At 61.1% G+C, this 15,184-nt stretch carries 16 protein-coding genes and 1 pseudogene; 14 read left to right on the plus strand and 3 right to left on the minus strand.

Annotated features, from left to right (window positions below):
• The 11 genes from GHO41_RS07955 to GHO41_RS08005 form a co-directional block, all read left to right on the plus strand.
• Positions 1 to 393, plus strand: a 393-nt coding sequence (locus tag GHO41_RS07955; RefSeq protein ID WP_153433335.1) for a DUF3438 family protein, incomplete at its 5' end; no start/stop codon positions are given.
• Entirely contained in the window at positions 383 to 1,819 is a 1,437-nt protein-coding gene (locus GHO41_RS07960) for a TIGR03752 family integrating conjugative element protein (RefSeq protein ID WP_153326757.1), read from the plus strand. The genes GHO41_RS07955 and GHO41_RS07960, both read left to right, overlap by 11 nt.
• The gene (locus tag GHO41_RS07965) at positions 1,800 to 2,234 is read left to right on the plus strand and encodes a TIGR03751 family conjugal transfer lipoprotein (protein ID WP_028622321.1); all 435 of its coding nucleotides are present in this window, start codon (positions 1,800 to 1,802) and stop codon (positions 2,232 to 2,234) included. Before GHO41_RS07960 ends, GHO41_RS07965 begins: the two co-directional genes overlap by 20 nt.
• Complete coding sequence (locus GHO41_RS07970; RefSeq protein ID WP_153326759.1) at positions 2,234 to 5,098, plus strand: conjugative transfer ATPase; 2,865 nt, start codon at positions 2,234 to 2,236, stop codon at positions 5,096 to 5,098. The genes GHO41_RS07965 and GHO41_RS07970 overlap by 1 nt, the downstream gene beginning before the upstream one ends.
• 16 nt (positions 5,099 to 5,114) lie before the next feature.
• Positions 5,115 to 5,858 carry a thioredoxin domain-containing protein gene (locus GHO41_RS07975; RefSeq protein WP_153326761.1) on the plus strand — a complete coding sequence of 248 codons (744 nt, stop codon included), beginning with the start codon at positions 5,115 to 5,117 and terminating at the stop codon, positions 5,856 to 5,858.
• A 193-nt stretch (positions 5,859 to 6,051) separates the two neighbouring features.
• Positions 6,052 to 6,531, plus strand: a complete 480-nt coding sequence (radC, locus tag GHO41_RS07980) for a DNA repair protein RadC (RefSeq protein WP_228392643.1) — start codon at positions 6,052 to 6,054, stop codon at positions 6,529 to 6,531.
• Between the two features lie 194 nt (positions 6,532 to 6,725).
• Positions 6,726 to 7,145: a TIGR03757 family integrating conjugative element protein gene (locus GHO41_RS07985; protein WP_153326765.1), complete on the plus strand. Its 420-nt coding sequence runs from the start codon at positions 6,726 to 6,728 to the stop codon at positions 7,143 to 7,145.
• On the plus strand, positions 7,142 to 8,077 hold the full coding sequence (locus tag GHO41_RS07990) for a TIGR03756 family integrating conjugative element protein (RefSeq protein WP_153326767.1): 936 nt from the start codon (positions 7,142 to 7,144) through the stop codon (positions 8,075 to 8,077). The genes GHO41_RS07985 and GHO41_RS07990 overlap by 4 nt, the downstream gene beginning before the upstream one ends.
• A gap of 10 nt (positions 8,078 to 8,087) precedes the next feature.
• Entirely contained in the window at positions 8,088 to 9,476 is a 1,389-nt protein-coding gene (locus tag GHO41_RS07995; protein WP_153326769.1) for an integrating conjugative element protein, read from the plus strand.
• Entirely contained in the window at positions 9,473 to 9,823 is a 351-nt protein-coding gene (locus tag GHO41_RS08000; protein WP_153326771.1) for a hypothetical protein, read from the plus strand. Before GHO41_RS07995 ends, GHO41_RS08000 begins: the two co-directional genes overlap by 4 nt.
• A gap of 15 nt (positions 9,824 to 9,838) precedes the next feature.
• Positions 9,839 to 11,362, plus strand: coding sequence for a conjugal transfer protein TraG N-terminal domain-containing protein (locus tag GHO41_RS08005; protein ID WP_153326773.1), 1,524 nt, complete (start codon positions 9,839 to 9,841; stop codon positions 11,360 to 11,362).
• 8 nt (positions 11,363 to 11,370) lie between these two features.
• Here the strand turns inward: GHO41_RS08005 and GHO41_RS08010 are convergent, their stop codons facing one another.
• From GHO41_RS08010 to GHO41_RS08020, 3 genes are read right to left on the minus strand one after another with little or no spacing between them, the layout of a single operon-like run.
• Positions 11,371 to 11,730 carry a DUF3742 family protein gene (locus GHO41_RS08010; RefSeq protein ID WP_057978241.1) on the minus strand — a complete coding sequence of 120 codons (360 nt, stop codon included), beginning with the start codon at positions 11,728 to 11,730 and terminating at the stop codon, positions 11,371 to 11,373.
• Positions 11,731 to 11,759: 29 nt separating this feature from the next.
• Positions 11,760 to 12,218, minus strand: coding sequence for a type II toxin-antitoxin system YhaV family toxin (locus GHO41_RS08015; RefSeq protein WP_153326775.1), 459 nt, complete (start codon positions 12,216 to 12,218; stop codon positions 11,760 to 11,762).
• A complete protein-coding gene (locus GHO41_RS08020) occupies positions 12,218 to 12,538 on the minus strand; it encodes a type II toxin-antitoxin system PrlF family antitoxin (RefSeq protein ID WP_039594001.1) in 321 nt (106 codons plus the stop codon). The genes GHO41_RS08015 and GHO41_RS08020 overlap by 1 nt, the downstream gene beginning before the upstream one ends.
• A 294-nt stretch (positions 12,539 to 12,832) precedes the next feature.
• On the opposite strand from GHO41_RS08020, the gene mobH reads away from it, so the two are divergent.
• The 3 genes and pseudogenes from mobH to GHO41_RS30285 all read left to right on the plus strand — a co-directional run bounded on the left by mobH (position 12,833) and on the right by GHO41_RS30285 (position 15,071).
• Complete coding sequence (gene mobH / locus GHO41_RS08025; RefSeq protein ID WP_153326840.1) at positions 12,833 to 14,701, plus strand: MobH family relaxase; 1,869 nt, start codon at positions 12,833 to 12,835, stop codon at positions 14,699 to 14,701.
• Between the two features lie 43 nt (positions 14,702 to 14,744).
• Positions 14,745 to 15,022, plus strand: a pseudogene (locus GHO41_RS30280) (transposase); the annotation flags it as partial.
• Positions 15,012 to 15,071 (plus strand): LysR family transcriptional regulator, encoded by a 60-nt coding sequence (locus GHO41_RS30285; RefSeq protein ID WP_256678701.1) that lies wholly within the window; start codon positions 15,012 to 15,014, stop codon positions 15,069 to 15,071. The pseudogene GHO41_RS30280 and the gene GHO41_RS30285, both read left to right, overlap by 11 nt.
• Positions 15,072 to 15,184: the final 113 nt, after the last annotated feature.

The raw sequence follows: 15,184 nt of genomic DNA on the forward strand, positions 1-15,184 counted from the left end.
GTCGAATCCGTTCCTGGTGTGACGCGCGTGAACCTGCGCCGCCATCTGCCCCTAGACGCGCTGCTGCCCACCCTGCCCGTTCAGGCCAGAGCCATCGTCGCCTGGCGGCTGGATGATCTGTGGGTGACCGCCGTCAGGCTGGCCAACAGGTCGACCCGCCGGCTCGCCCTGGATCCGCGCGAACTGCAGGGTGATTTCACGACCGCAACGTTTCAGCATTCAGCCCTGGGCCCTGTCGGTACCCCGGAAGACACCTCGGTGGTTTACCTGGTGACCCGAGGGCATGGCCTGGCCGAATCTCTGTTGCCGGCAGTCAGCCCGATCAATGCGGTGCTGAACCTGCCGTCCCCCTCAACGCCAACCCCGAAGGACGGAGCGCGTCATGAAAGGTAATGGCCTGCTGAAGTGGCTGATGGTGCCCATGGCGCTCTTGCTGGTGTTCGTCGGGATCAAGCTGCTTTCTGGCGGTAACGACCAAGCCGCCCATGACGGCACTCCCCGGCTGACGCCGCAAGAGGCAAAGGCATTGGGTATCGAAGGCGATACGCCTCGCGACACCGTGGCGACGCTGGTAGGTCAGGTCAAACAACTGCGTACCGAATTGCAGGGTGCGATGGCGGACAACAAAACGCAGAAGTCTGAAAACGAGCGGTTGCGTCAGCGTGAAGGCTCAATTGACCGGCGCATCCAAAGTGCGCTGGAGACTGAACGCAACCAGTTGCGCAACGACCGTGAGCAGGTCTCCGGCGAGCGGCAGCAAGCTCAGGGCTTGCTGCAAGACCTGCAGCGCCAAATCGAAGGGCTGTCCAGTCAGCGTGGCGATGCCGACCTTCCCATCGGTCTGGGCCTGAAACCCGGGGACGGCGATGGACTCGGCAGTGACGGTATTCACTGGATTGAACCGGACGATGCCAGGCGCGATGGCAAAAGTAGCGCCTCTGGCAAGCGCGACAGCTTCAGCTTCCCCACCCGTTTCGGGCCCGCGCAGAAGACGCTGGAAGCGACCCGGGAGACCGTCGTGGAAGCTGGCAGCAAGGCGGCGGGTGTATCCACCGCGACGCCGGTTTACACCGTACCAACCAACGCGACGCTGATGGGCTCGATTGCGATGACTGCGTTGATCGGGCGTGTGCCGGTGGACGGTACGGTGAATGACCCCTACCCGTTCAAGGTCCTCATTGGTCCCGACAACCTCACCGCCAACGGCATCGACCTCCCCGAGGTGTCCGGCGCGGTGGTCAGCGGTACCGCATCAGGCGACTGGACGCTGTCCTGCGTGCGCGGCCAGATCCGCAGTGTGACGTTCGTGTTCCATGACGGCACCATCCGCACCGTGCCCGAAGAGGGCGAGCGCGGTGGCAACCAGCAGCAGGACAACAGGGGCAGCAACGCTACCCAGGAGGGCCTGGGCTGGATCAGCGATCCCTATGGCATCCCGTGCGTTTCAGGTGAACGCCGCAGCAACGCCCAGCAGTACCTCGGCAGTCAGGCGCTGATTACGGCGGCGGGTGCCGGGGCCGCATCGCTGATCAAATCGGACAATGACAGCGTCGCCGTGGTGGCCAACAACAACGGTTCGATGGGCACCGTCGGTATTACCGGCAACGAAGCGGTGGGCCGCATCCTCGCGGGCGGTGTGCAGGACATGTCGCAGTGGGTGAACAAGCTCTACGGGCAGGCCTTCGCAGCCGTCTACGTCAAGCCCGGCGCCCAGGTCGCCGTCCATCTCGAACACCCCCTCAGCATCGACTACGCCCCCAAAGGTCGTCGCGTCGATCACCGTTTAGGAGGCGCTCCCCATGCGCAGGATCTGGATTAACGGCCTGACGGTCCTCATGGTGGCCGTGGCCTTGGCCGGCTGCTCGACCAGCAAGGAAAAGATGCTGCCGCATGACGGCAACACCATGCTCGATATCTGGAACGAGGAGACCGGCGGTGCCGCGCGTGGCGGGCAGAGTGCCCAGCAGTTGCTGGACGCCCGGCAGTCGCTGCGCCGGTCACTCACGCAAGATGATGTGAACGCGGCGCCGACTGTCAACGCAAGCTATACCCGTACCGCACAGAACGAGATCTACCGGCAGTTCCACCGCCTGCCCAATCCGGACCTTGTGATGTACGTCTTCCCCCATCTGGCAGGCACTGATCCCGCTCCCGTTCCCGGGTACACGACCGTATTTCCCCTGTACCAACGAGTCCAGTACGCCATGCCCGGTGAGCGGGTTGAGGATTACTGATGCGCTGGCCATTCTCCCGCGTACCTGAGGCGGCTCAGGCAGACAGGCCAACACCGGATGCCTGGGAGCGCTATGTTGCCGAACTGCAGGCGCACGGTATTTCGGCGCCGGGCAAGCCCGGTGCAGCGCGGCGGCGTCCTGCAACACAGGCCGACGAGCAGGCGCTTTATGACGTCGCGCCCTCATTCGCTGATCTGTTGCCCTGGGTCGAATACCTGCCCGATTCAAAATGCATGCTGCTCGAAGACGGCGTCTCCGTCGCGGCATTTTTTGAATTGATGCCCGTCGGTACGGAGGGCCGTGAGGCGGCCTGGCTTGCGCAGGCGCGCGACGCCCTGGAAAACGCACTACAGGACAGTTTCGATGAACTGGATGACTCGCCCTGGGTGATGCAGCTCTACGCTCAGGACGAGACCGACTGGAACCCGTACCTTACCTCCCTGCGCAGTTATCTCCAGCCACGGGCACAGGGCAGCGCCTTCAGCGAGTTCTACCTGCGCTTTTTCGGTCACCATCTGCGGGCCGTTGCCAAACAGGGTGGCCTGTTCGAGGACCGCACAGTCACCAAGTTACCTTGGCGCGGCCAAACGCGCCGCGTCCGCCTGGTGGTGTATCGGCGTGCTGGGAGTACGCCCGCCCGACGCGGGCAATCCCCCGAGCAGGCATTGAATGTCATTTGCGACCGGCTGCTCGGCGGCCTGTCCAATGCGGGCATACGCGCCCGTCGCCTGCAGGGGGCAGATATTCATGCCTGGCTGGTGCTCTGGTTCAACCCTCGGCCGACAATGCTCGGCCCCACGTTAGAAGACCGCGAACGCTTCTACCGCCTCACGTCCTATCCGACGGAGTCCGAACCCGGCGAGCTGGAACTGGCCAGTGGTACGGATTTCGCGCAGCGCCTGTTTTTCGGCCAGCCCCGCTCTGACGTCGAAAACGGCCTGTGGTACTTCGACGACCTGCCCCACCGAACCGTTGTTGTCGACCGGTTGCGCACGCCGCCCAACACCGGGCACATCACCGGTGAAACCCCCAAGGGCGGTGATGCGATCAATGCCCTGATGGATCAGATGCCCGAAGACACGGTGATGTGCCTGACGATGGTCGTCACGCCGCAGGACATTCTTGAGGCGCACCTGAATCACCTGGCGAAAAAGGCAGTTGGTGAAACCCTGGCCTCGGAACAGGCATTGAAGGACGTCCAGCAGGCGCGCGGGCTGATTGGAAGTGCACACAAGCTGTATCGCGCCTCGCTGGCGTTCTACCTGCGGGGTCAGGACATGACAGACCTCGATACCCGCGGTCTGCAACTGGGCAACGTCCTGCTCAACGCGGGGCTGCAACCGGTACGCGAAGAGGATGAAGTCGCGCCGCTCAACAGCTACCTGCGCTGGTTGCCCTGTGTCTATGACCCGGGCAAAGACAAGCGTCAGTGGTACACGCAGCTCATGTTCGCGCAGCATGTAGCCAACCTGGCACCGACTTGGGGGCGCAGTGCCGGCACCGGCCGCCCCGGGATCACCTTCTTCAACCGTGGCGGCGGCACCATCACCTTTGATCCGTTGAACCGACTCGACCGCCAGATGAATGCACACCTGTTCCTGTTCGGCCCCACCGGTTCAGGCAAGTCGGCCACGCTCAACAACATCCTCAACCAGATCACCGCCATCTACCGGCCACGGCTGTTCATCGTGGAAGCCGGTAACAGCTTTGGCCTCTACGGTGAGTTCGCCGCGCGCCTGGGGCTGACGGTGCATCGCGTCAGGCTTTCGCCCGGTGCAGGCGTGAGCCTTGCGCCCTTCGCCGACGCCTGGCGCCTGGTCGACACGCCCAGCCAGGTCCAGACACTCGATGCCGACGCGCTCGATGAAGAATCCGCCGAGGGCGATGCCAGTGGTGACGAGCAACGTGATGTGCTGGGTGAACTGGAGATCACCGCACGATTGATGATCACCGGCGGGGAGGACAAAGAGGAAGCAAGGATGACCCGCGCCGATCGCAGCCTGATCCGTCAGTGCATCCTCGAGGCCGCCCATCGCTGCGTGATAGAAAAACGCACGGTACTGACCCGTGATATACGCAATGCGCTGCGCGAACGCGGTTGCGATTCGACGTTACCCGAGACACGTCGTACTCGTCTGCTGGAAATGGCCGATGCGATGGACATGTTTTGCCAGGGCGTCGATGGCGAGATGTTCGACAGGCCGGGTACGCCTTGGCCGGAGGCCGATATCACGGTTGTCGACCTGGCCACGTTCGCGCGCGAGGGCTACAACGCGCAGCTGTCGATTGCCTACATTTCGCTGATCAACACCGTCAACAACATCGCCGAGCGCGACCAGTTCCTCGGCCGCCCGATCATCAATGTCACCGATGAAGGCCACATCATCACCAAGAACCCGCTGCTCGCGCCCTATGTGGTCAAGATCACCAAGATGTGGCGCAAACTGGGCGCCTGGTACTGGCTGGCAACGCAGAACCTGGACGACCTGCCGAAAGCCGCCGAGCCCATGCTCAACATGATCGAGTGGTGGATTTGTCTGAGCATGCCACCCGACGAGGTGGAGAAGATTGCCCGGTTTCGTGAACTGAACGCCTCGCAGAAGGCCCTGATGCTGTCCGCACGCAAGGAAGCCGGAAAATTCACGGAGGGGGTGATTTTGTCAAAATCAATGGAGTTGCTGTTCCGTGCGGTACCGCCCAGCCTGTACCTGGCGCTGGCAATGACGGAACCCGAAGAGAAAGCCGAACGTTTTCAGTTGATGCAGCAGCACGGCATCAGTGAACTGGAAGCCGCGCTACGCGTTGCCGACCAGATCGACCGGGCGCGGGGCATCGAGCCGCTGCGCTACGACCTGTTTGATTGACGTCGAGGATTCCGCCATGCCTTCGCCCACTTTTCTCCTCTACCGTCGGTGGCCGTGCGGCGTCTGGCTGCTGGGGTGCGTGATTGCTGGCCTGCTCGCCCTCTGGCTTTGGGCCGACGAGTCGCATGAGTCAACCCACACGTCGCACGCCACCGCTGCCCAGCACCCGGCCGGCCCACCTTGGCGCTATGGACGCATGAATGCGCGCTTCACCATTGTCGAATACGCCGACCTCGAATGCCCCTACTGCAAGGCCTATGATCCCATCCTGCGGCATTGGATCGACCAGCACCCGGAGGTGAATCTGCAATGGCACCACCTGCCGCTAGCCATGCACGAGCCGGCAGCGACTCGACAGGCGCGTCTGGCCGAATGCATCGGCGAGTCCCACGGCCATGATGCATTCTGGCAAGCCATCACCTGGATCTACCAGCACACCCGCAGCGATGGCCAGGGCCTGCCGCCCGACACCGAGTACCCCGGCCAGGACCCCACCGTGCAAGCCTGCCTCGCCAGTGAGCGGCCCGACACCATCATCCAGCGGCAGGCCAACGAAGCACGCCATGGCGGCGTGAGCGCCACCCCGACCCTGCGTCTGATCGACCACTACAGCGGCCAGTCACTGACCCTGGCCGGCCCGGCCGAAGGCGACGCGTTGCTGTCAGCCTTGGACCTATTGGTGTCCAACGGTGCAGCGCCAAACGCAGCACAACTTCATCACCAAATGCCTGCCGACGTCGTCGGCGACATGCCCAGATAGCCCGCGGTCTTCAAGGCTATGGCGCGGTTTCGACCGCGTTGACTGCACGCCAGTTCGCCACGCATCCCCCGAGCGAACGGTCATCTGCGCAAGCGGTGGCGGATGCCTATCGTCACTGTCTCCGGAGGGTCCGCCCTCCAGGGACGGCTGCCTCCAATTCCTAAAGGAGGTTCCCATGTCCACATCCCTCGCCATGATCAGTGGTAATGCGTCACTCAATCCCGTCGGCACACCGGACGACGACCAAATCATCGAACAGGCGTTGGTCATCCTTGAGCAGCGAGTGTTCACTCGTGGCCCCTCGCTGCAAAGCCCGGAGGATGTGCGCAATTTCCTGCAGCTGAAAATCGCAGCACAGCCGCATGAAGTCTTTGGCGCCGTGTTCCTCGATTCGAAGCATCAGGTGTTGGCCTACGAGCCTTTGTTCCAAGGCACTATCGACAGCGCCAGCGTCTATCCACGGGTGGTGCTCAAGCGCTGCCTGGACCATAACGCCGCCGCTCTGGTGCTCTGCCACAACCACCCTTCCGGCTGCACTGAACCCAGTACGGCGGACGAAATGTTGACCCAGCGATTGAAGGAGATATTGGGACAGGTCGATATCCGTCTGCTGGATCACTTCATCATCGGGAAAGGCGATCCTTATTCGTTCGCCGAACACGGATTGATCTGATCCTCTTCGCGCCAGCTTGCTGACGCTCCAACACCCCATCGGAAGCGATGCTTTCGATGGGGCATCTGCTGTCCACGAAATACCGCGATTCATAGGCGCATGGAAACCGGGCACCTCCCATTTCCGATTGTTTGTTGTCGCGTTAAGCGCGATGCGTTGCACTACCGAGGTCATGAACCACCGGATGCTGCGCCATGTTGTGTTCTCTTTCCCCCGGCCCGATCAGGTGCCTGGCCTTGGCCATTGCGCTGTGTGCCTCTGCGGCCAGTGCAATGGATATCTGGGTCATCACCGACCGCCAACATCCCGTGCAAGGTACACCTGACCGACTGATCGAGCTGGATGCACCCGCGCGTATTGAAGCCGAACTGTCGACCGATCTTCCACGTGACGTCCAGCAAGCGTCACTCTTGATACAGCAGCGCCTCAAGCACGGCGGCCCCGCGCTGGAGCAGCGTCTGGCCAGGACCTACCAGGACGTGACCGATGCCTGGAGCCTGGGCATTACCTTCCTCCCCGCCATCGTCGTGGATCAACGCTACGTAGTTTATGGCGAGCCGGGCGTCGCCAAGGCGATCGCACGCATCGAGGCCTACCGGAGGACTCAACCATGAAGTGTGCCCGCCTCCGGCGTACCGGCATCGCCACCATTTTATTGACGACCGCATCGTCATCGTTCGCGCTCAACACCGCGACCATCGTGTCTTCCACTTTGTCCCCATCGTGCCTGGAATACCGAGTGGTAGGGATCTGCTATTGGCTGTTCTGTACGCCGTTCGGCTGCTCGGTGCGGACGTCCACCAAGGTGCGCCACTACATTCCCGATGCCGTGGTTTCGAATTACTCCAACACCGGTGAGAACCCGTGGATCGAAGTGCGGGCCATGAGCGCCCCCAACGTGACGGCCCAGGCAGGCGGCGACGGCACGACGAACCATGACAATGAAAGCAACATGGCGAAGTTCAAGAACGCCGACGTGATCGGCCATCCCGGCGGTCATGTGTTCGGCCAATTTGCCAGCACCTCAGGTTACGCCTGCAAAGGTGCCGGCACCGCGTTCATGCCATACCTGCTGAGCACGCTCGACACTGTCGCGTGGCGCTACAACATCCCCGAAATGGTGTACCCCGAAGCACTGACGCCCGGCGAGCGCGAGATCGGCACACGCAGCACGTTCAACCTGTGGGGCGCCGTCTATCCGCGCGGCGGATTTCTGCATCAGGTCGACGATTACAAGGCCGGCGCCGTGGTCGCCCAACGCGCCGGGGACATCGTCACCCGGCGGGGGCAATTGCATGTCTATCAGCCATTGCTCGCGAACTCGCAGCCTGGTTACTGGCCGGCCGGCGCGCTGGTGGAAAGCAATGCCTCGACCGGCAAGTGGCAGGAGTTGACACCGCGTCTTTCCAACCGCTGCGTGGTGTTCCCCCACAGCGAACCGCTGGCCCAGGCCCAGCAAGGTGATTATGCCTGGGCGCTTTGGCGCCCATACAGCTGTTGCGAACGCCGCGGGCAGACGTTCCTCGGCAGTACAGACTTCAACTGAGGGGAAAACAATGAAGCGTCCTGTCACCCTCTTCCAATTGCCGTTGCGGTGGCAGGTAACCCTTCTGGCCAGCGCGCTGGTGCTGGTCAGCAACCTGGTATCGGCCCAACCCGACGGTTTCCAGAACAGCGGCAGCGTGATTGGCGACGACCTCATGTATTCGATTGGTGGCGGCAGCGCGGTGTCCATGAGCCGCGCGGCCGGCATGCATTCTCTCGGTGTGGGCGCGGGCTGGAACAGCAACCTGATGTGCGGTGACATGAACATCAGCACCACAATCCAGAATCAGCTCAACGGCCTCACCAATGGCTTTCAGAACATCATGAGCAGCGTGATCCAGAACGCGACGAGCGCGGTCGCGTCGTTGCCGGCGCTGATCATTCAGCGGGCAGACCCCGGCCTCTACAACCTGTTGACCAACGGTATTCTTCAGGCCAGGCTCGATTTTGATCGTTCCAAACTGACCTGTCGCGCGATGGCCGAGAAGATGGCCGACACGGCAGGCGGACAGATGAGCTGGAGCCAGCTCGCCGAGGGCATGGCGTTGCGCCAGGCGGTGGCGAGCACTGACGCGGTGTCGGCCATCGAACAGGCGGAGACCAGCCGGGGCAAGGATGGCGTGCCTTGGGTGGGCGGCGGCAATGCTGGCGGTGCCGGCCAGCCGTCGATCAAAGTGATCGGCGATGTAACGCGTGCCGGCTACAACCTGGTCAATGCCCGCAGTGCAACCGACCCAACATCCATCGACCCGACGAGCTGTAATAGCCTGGCCTGTCAGACCTGGTCGTCGCCGCAAGCGGCCACCGACTGGGCCACACGCGTGCTCGGCGAACAGGAGCAGCGCACCTGCGAGACCTGCACCAAGACCCAAACCGTGCCAGGCGTCGGGTTGACGCCGCTGATTCAGGAGGAGTACGAGACCAAGCTGCAGCGCCTTCAGGAACTGATCACCGGCGCCCGCAACACGACCAACGAGCATCTGCGCGAGGCCGGTAGCACGTCGCTGCCGATCACCCGCGGTGTTATCGAAGCGCTGCGCGATGAACCCGACCAGGACATCCTGGCCAGACGTCTGGCCTCGGAGGTCGCGTTGTCCTCCGTACTGGAGAAAGCTCTGCTGCTGCAGCGCACACTATTGACCGGCAAGAAAGAACCCAACGTTGCGGCTAACCAGTTGGCCGTCGAAGCGGTCAATCATGAAAGCGACACGCTCGACCGCGAGATCCTTAACCTCAAAACCGAACTGGAGATCAGGCGCGAGCTGGCAAACAACTCGCCGATGACGATCATTCAGCGCCATGGCACGCGCGCGTCAGGCTCGCGTGGTATCTACGAGGGCGACCCAGTGCCGGATCGCCTCGACCAGTTACAGCGCTCCCATCCAGGAGGCACGCCATGAACGCAGCATGGCTACGGCCGCGCTGGCTCCTCAACAGCCGTGTCGCCAGGGCATTGCTATGGACGCTGCTGCTCGTTGCGCTGGCAGTGGCGGCCAACATCGCCGGCCTCTATCTGGTCGGCAGCATTGCCGGCTGGGAACGCTGGCTGGCGAACGCGGCTGGCTACTTCCTGCTGTGGCGGCTCTGCCTCTACGGGGCGACTGTCTATGGCTGGGTGTGGCTGCGCCGTCGGTTGCTGGCACGCGAATCTGATGCCTCGGCACGGCGCCGGCTGCTACGTACCGAGATCGCCGGCGTCATCACGATCATCGCACTGGAGGCCCGTCTGCTGATGCAGGCGGTCTAGCGGGAGACCTGGAACATGACGCTTTTCACTACCGACTACTTGGAGTATTACCTGACGCTGGTTGCCTGGATCGTCCACAACGGCATCTGGTCGGTGCTGGTCTCCAGCGGCGTGTTCGCCATTCCCTTTATCGCCATTATTATCCAGGAATGGCTCAAAGCACGTACTGAAGGGGCCGACGAAGGCAACAAGGGCGTACTGTCCTCGATGCGCATCGAGAACCGCATCTGGGTGGCCATCGTCGTGCTGATGTTCGCCGGCATCCCGTTTATCGATATTGACCTCGGCACGATCAAGTACGACCAGGCGCGATCGGCACAGTGCCAGGTTAATGTTCCGCAACCTACGGATACCGGCTGGTCGCAGTCATTCAGCACGCTCAACAACCAAAGTGCCAAGGTGCCGGTGTGGTGGGCATTCATGCATGCACTCTCGCGTGCGGTGACGGGGGCCTCGGTGGCAGCGATCCCGTGCGGAACAGATCTGCGGCAAATGAGGATGGAGATCAACGCCACGCGCATTGCCGACCCTGTCCTCGCGCAGGACGTGGCGGACTTTACCCACGACTGCTATGGACCCGCCAGGGCGAAATTGTTCATGAGTCGACCGGAACTGGATGAAGCACAGATGCATGACGTGACTTGGATCGGCTCCAGTTACTTCGTCAACACCAACGGTTTCTACGACACCTACCATGCTAAGACACCCCGTGATGGCTGGCCCTACGATAGCAACCGAGACGCCGGACTCGCACAGGTGCCGAGTGGCGCGGGTTATCCAACATGTCATCAGTGGTGGAGCGATGGCATTAACGGGTTGCGCACACGGCTATTGGCCCAAGTCGACCCCAGCCTGCTCAACCGAATGGCCGGATGGGCCGGATTCTTGAGTCGTGCCGAAGTGGATAACTCGGTGATCCGTGCGATCGCCTCCCCGCGCCAACAGAAGCTCAATCAGGGAACGGTTTACACCGACTATGGTGGCCAGATCGACAAGACCCTGCCGAACATCGTTACCCGCACGGCGGGCGACGTAGGTCTTGCGGTGGGAGCCATTCCTGCATTTCCGGCGATGGACGTGGTGCGTCAAGCGCTGCCGATGGTACTCGCGCTGCTGAAGATGGCCCTGGTGATTTGCATCCCGCTGGTGCTGTTGATGGGCACCTACGACCTGAAGACCGTGGTCACTGTCAGCGTGGTTCAGTTTGCGCTGTTCTTCGTCGACTTCTGGTTCCAGCTCGCTCGCTGGATCGACAGCACCATCCTCGACGCGCTCTATGGCTCGGGCTGGGGTTGGAACCGGCCCGTCACTAATTTCGATCCAGTGATGGGGTTGAACAACGCCTTTGGCGATCTGTTGCTGAACTTCGTCATGGGGACGATGTTCATTGTGCTGCCAACCTTCTGGGTGATGGCGCTATCTTGGGCGGGTATCCAAGCAGGTAACATTCTTCAGGGGCTTGTTGGCGCTACAGGAGATGCAAAAGCCGCCGGTGGAAAGGGACCCGATGCATTGATGAAGGCCGTTTCAAAGAAATGAGCGGGTAGTCAATTGTCATCATGAACGTGCGGATCGATGCGATAGCCATCATACGTGTAAAGTCCGAAGCCGGCTGGTCCGTTTTTCCACTCAGGCTCAGACGTTTCATCTAATTCTGCGTTATTTGCCACCCGGGAGATGACCACGCCGAATATCAGCAGCAAAGCCAGCCAGAACGCGGTATAGAGCAGCACAGCCAGTACCGCGAGCTTGACGCCCCAGATCAACACAGCCGCCGCTGACGTAGGCACGCCTTGCCCAATCAGCCATCCCGATACCCGCCGCTCTCTGCACACATAAGCACGCCATCTGCGGCCGAGCCAGCGGCCAAAGCGTTCTGCATTGCTGATGCGAGTTCTTGTGCTCATAGTCATCACCTGCTAAGCGCGTTGAACAATTACTCCAGTTTGCTCCAATTCTGCCGGCTGGCTGTCACCAACGCGTCCCAGTCGTCTGGCGGATTTCCACGACCCAGCATCTTCTCAAACACCGCATATGGATCGGACTTGCTCCCCGATGCACGCAGCGTTTGCTCATCGTTGACCCAAGCGTAGACAATCACTTTCGCCCTCGAGTCATAACGGAAGAATAGCCGAAACCGTCTCCCAATCTTGGCCCTTCGCCAGTGGCGGTATTCCGGCCCCAGTGTATTTCCTTGACGGTACTCATCGCGCGCCGGCTCACCGGGAACGATTTCAAGCACCAGTTGGCTCAGGGCTCGGAACAGCTTGACGTTGGCATTGGATGCAAATCCTATCGGGTCATTCTGCTCCGCGCGCTGCGCGGCGACATACAGTTTCTGCATTTGCTCGATCACACAGTCGTGGAAGAGTAGCGTCCATCCATGCCGCTGCATCAGAGCGCCACTTCGCCGTCAATCTCGTTGGTCAGATTCACGTCATGCCCAACCTGCATCAGCATGGCGTGAGCCAGTTCGTCCGGCAACCCGCGAACATGCCGACCAGCCTCGATATCGCGGGCCAACAGACTCAGAAACGCGCCGATGGCCGGATCTTCGTGCTCGGCATTCGCGCGGGTGACAACAATCTGTCCATCCTCGCCCAGGTCGAACGCTACCTTGCCGCCGGTATCGACGCCCAACGCCTGACGGATCGGCTTGGGCAGCGTGATCTGGCCCTTCGATGTGAGCGTAGCTAGTTCATGAATGGCTGGCATGGCGTGGCGTGCTCCTTGGATGACAGTTTTTCCGATGGTAAGGAATATTCCTTTCCTCGTCAAGACAGATTGGCGAGATCTTCAGACGCCGGTAGGCGGATCGCGCTTACCTCAAAAAAAAAGGACTGACCCCGTGTCGGATAGCTTGTAGAGCGACTCCCCAAGCCGAGCTACATGTAAAGGCTTCGATAAAGGTCAAAGGGCTGGGAAGGGTCAATGGAATGGGGGCAAGGGGAAAGGCTCTACCCGGAAAAGGAAAAGGCTCTCCCGTTCACCGCAACGTCAGGTGACATCATGTTTGCGCTGTTCCAACGAAAACGCTCGGCGTCGGCACCGATGGCGCCCACGGAAGCGGCTGTAAAAGGTAAGGGGCTGACGCGGCCGGAGTCGGCCGCATCGCTGCTGGCCACCCCTCGCCGGCAGAAGCTGCTGGAACACATCTGGCAACGTACTTCGCTCTCACGCAAGCAGTTCAGGTCCCTGTATTTCGCACCACTGGAACGCTACGCCGAGTTGGTCCAGCAATTCCCCGCCTCGGAAAGCCATCACCATGCCTACCCCGGCGGCATGCTCGACCACGGGCTGGAAATCGTCGCCTACGCGCTCAAGCTGCGGCAATCGCACCTTCTTCCAGCAGGCACAACACCCGAGGACCAAGCAGCACAAGCCGAAGCCTGGACAGCCGCCATTGCCTACGCAGCGCTCCTGCACGATATAGGCAAGATCGCCGTCGACCTTCATGTGGAATATGCCGACGGCAACACCTGGCACCCCTGGCACGGACCATTGTTGCATCCGTACCGCTTCCGCTATCGCAAGGAGCGTGAGTACCGGCTGCACAGTGCCGCAACCGGACTACTCTACAACCGCCTGCTTGATGGTCACATCCTGGACTGGCTCAGCGACTATCCCGCGCTGTGGTCGTCGTTACTGTATGTGCTGGCAGGCCAATATGAACATGCCGGCGTGCTCGGTGAGCTCGTAACCCAGGCCGACCGTGCCTCTGTCGCTCAGGAGTTGGGTGGCGATCCAGCCAGGGCGATGGCCGCGCCGAAACACGCACTGCAACGCAAACTGCTGGAGGGACTGCGCTTCCTGCTTAAGGAGGAGCTGAGGTTGAACCAGCCCCAAGCATCAGATGGCTGGCTGACACAGGACGCCTTATGGCTCGTCAGCAAGACCGTCTCAGACAAGCTGCGCGCGCACCTGCTTTCGCAAGGCATCGAAGGCATCCCATCGAGTAACACCGCAGTATTCAACGTTCTGCAAGATCACGGCATGCTTCAGCCAACAGCCGATGACAAGGCCATCTGGAAGGCAGTCATCACGAGTGAGGGTGGTTGGTCGCACACGTTCACCTTGCTGCGGCTGGCCCCCGCCCTGATCTGGGAAAGCGCAGAGCGCCCACCTCCATTCAGTGGCACTGTAGAGGTGGTACAGGAAGAGGCGGCGCAGGAAGAAGTTGCTTCAGCAACGTCCGGCCGCAGCACATCGCCCAGTGGCGAGGAAGTTACGGTAACCGCGACCGGAACACCTTCATCCGCACCAGTCACACCAGCCGCAACCGCAGCCCCTGCGGATGGCCTGGACGATCTACTAGAGTTGTTCAGCACACCGAATACCGCGCCAATTCTGTCGCCACCACCGGACGCCTCCCCTGAACAAGAGCCAACTCAACAAAAAACTGATGCGCCGGCTACTTCACCTGCATCTGTCATACAGGAGCAAGCCCCATGGACGCGGCCCTCAGGCGAACACTTCATGGTCTGGCTGCGCCAGCACATCGATAGCCGCAAGCTGATCATCAATGACGCGAAGGCTCTGGTACATACCGTGGCCAATACCGTGTACCTAGTGAGTCCTGGGCTGTTTCAACGTTACGCACAGGAACACCCACAGTCAGCCGTCTTCGCCAAAGAAGATAAGGTGGCAGACTGGCAGTGGGTGCAAAAGTGCTTCGAGAAGCTGGAGTTGCACCGAAAGCAGGAGAACGGCCTGAACATCTGGACCTGTGAAGTTACCGGGCCGCGCAAATCACGCAGGCTGCATGGTTACCTGCTGAATGCCCCTCTTCGGCTGTTCAATGACGTTCCTTTGAACAACCCCTATCTCACAGTGTTGCCAGCGACAAACTCTGCAGCACAGCACACGGAAACGATATGAAAGACACTCGCGTAAAACTATCCATCCCATGGTGATAGGGTCTGTTGACGTTTCGAAGCAGCGCTATCGCCAGCATAGTGCTGGTTCGGAGGCCAGTGAACACTCTGAAGCCATTGGCAAAAGCCGTGTAGGCAATACAAGCAAGATCCACTTGGCAGTCGATGCGCATGGCTTGCCTTTGGCGCTCGAAATCACTGAAAACGACATCAACGACTGCACAGTCGCCCCGAGCCGACTGCACAGCTACCGTCTGCCGAGGCGATCTCGGTGGATAGGCAGCATTTCAAAAGCGGCCCTGTCGCTGGATACGATGCAGTCAAACGTGACCCAACGCATCAAGCGCCTGGAAAGTGAGCTGGGCGTGCCGTAGTTTCATCGTCATGCGCGCGGCGTCAGCCTTACGGCTGTCGGCCTGCAACTGTTGCCCTATGCCAACCAGATTGACCAAATGCTAGATTCTCGACGACGCTACGCCCAACGGCC

The sequence above is a fragment of the Pseudomonas sp. FSL R10-0399 genome (assembly GCF_009600165.1).
Classification (GTDB): Bacteria; Pseudomonadota; Gammaproteobacteria; order Pseudomonadales; family Pseudomonadaceae; genus Aquipseudomonas; species Aquipseudomonas helleri.

Coding starts and splice junctions, on each gene's coding strand:
- GHO41_RS08010 (WP_057978241.1), bottom strand. CDS start 11,730: ATGAGCACAAGAACTCGCATCAGCAATGCAGAACGCTTTGGCCGCTGG.
- mobH (WP_153326840.1), top strand. CDS start 12,833: ATGTTTGCGCTGTTCCAACGAAAACGCTCGGCGTCGGCACCGATGGCG.
- GHO41_RS08015 (WP_153326775.1), bottom strand. CDS start 12,218: ATGCAGCGGCATGGATGGACGCTACTCTTCCACGACTGTGTGATCGAG.
- GHO41_RS07990 (WP_153326767.1), top strand. CDS start 7,142: ATGAAGTGTGCCCGCCTCCGGCGTACCGGCATCGCCACCATTTTATTG.
- GHO41_RS07975 (WP_153326761.1), top strand. CDS start 5,115: ATGCCTTCGCCCACTTTTCTCCTCTACCGTCGGTGGCCGTGCGGCGTC.
- GHO41_RS07985 (WP_153326765.1), top strand. CDS start 6,726: ATGTTGTGTTCTCTTTCCCCCGGCCCGATCAGGTGCCTGGCCTTGGCC.
- GHO41_RS07995 (WP_153326769.1), top strand. CDS start 8,088: ATGAAGCGTCCTGTCACCCTCTTCCAATTGCCGTTGCGGTGGCAGGTA.
- GHO41_RS08020 (WP_039594001.1), bottom strand. CDS start 12,538: ATGCCAGCCATTCATGAACTAGCTACGCTCACATCGAAGGGCCAGATC.
- radC (WP_228392643.1), top strand. CDS start 6,052: ATGATCAGTGGTAATGCGTCACTCAATCCCGTCGGCACACCGGACGAC.
- GHO41_RS07965 (WP_028622321.1), top strand. CDS start 1,800: ATGCGCAGGATCTGGATTAACGGCCTGACGGTCCTCATGGTGGCCGTG.
- GHO41_RS07960 (WP_153326757.1), top strand. CDS start 383: ATGAAAGGTAATGGCCTGCTGAAGTGGCTGATGGTGCCCATGGCGCTC.
- GHO41_RS08000 (WP_153326771.1), top strand. CDS start 9,473: ATGAACGCAGCATGGCTACGGCCGCGCTGGCTCCTCAACAGCCGTGTC.
- GHO41_RS07970 (WP_153326759.1), top strand. CDS start 2,234: ATGCGCTGGCCATTCTCCCGCGTACCTGAGGCGGCTCAGGCAGACAGG.
- GHO41_RS08005 (WP_153326773.1), top strand. CDS start 9,839: ATGACGCTTTTCACTACCGACTACTTGGAGTATTACCTGACGCTGGTT.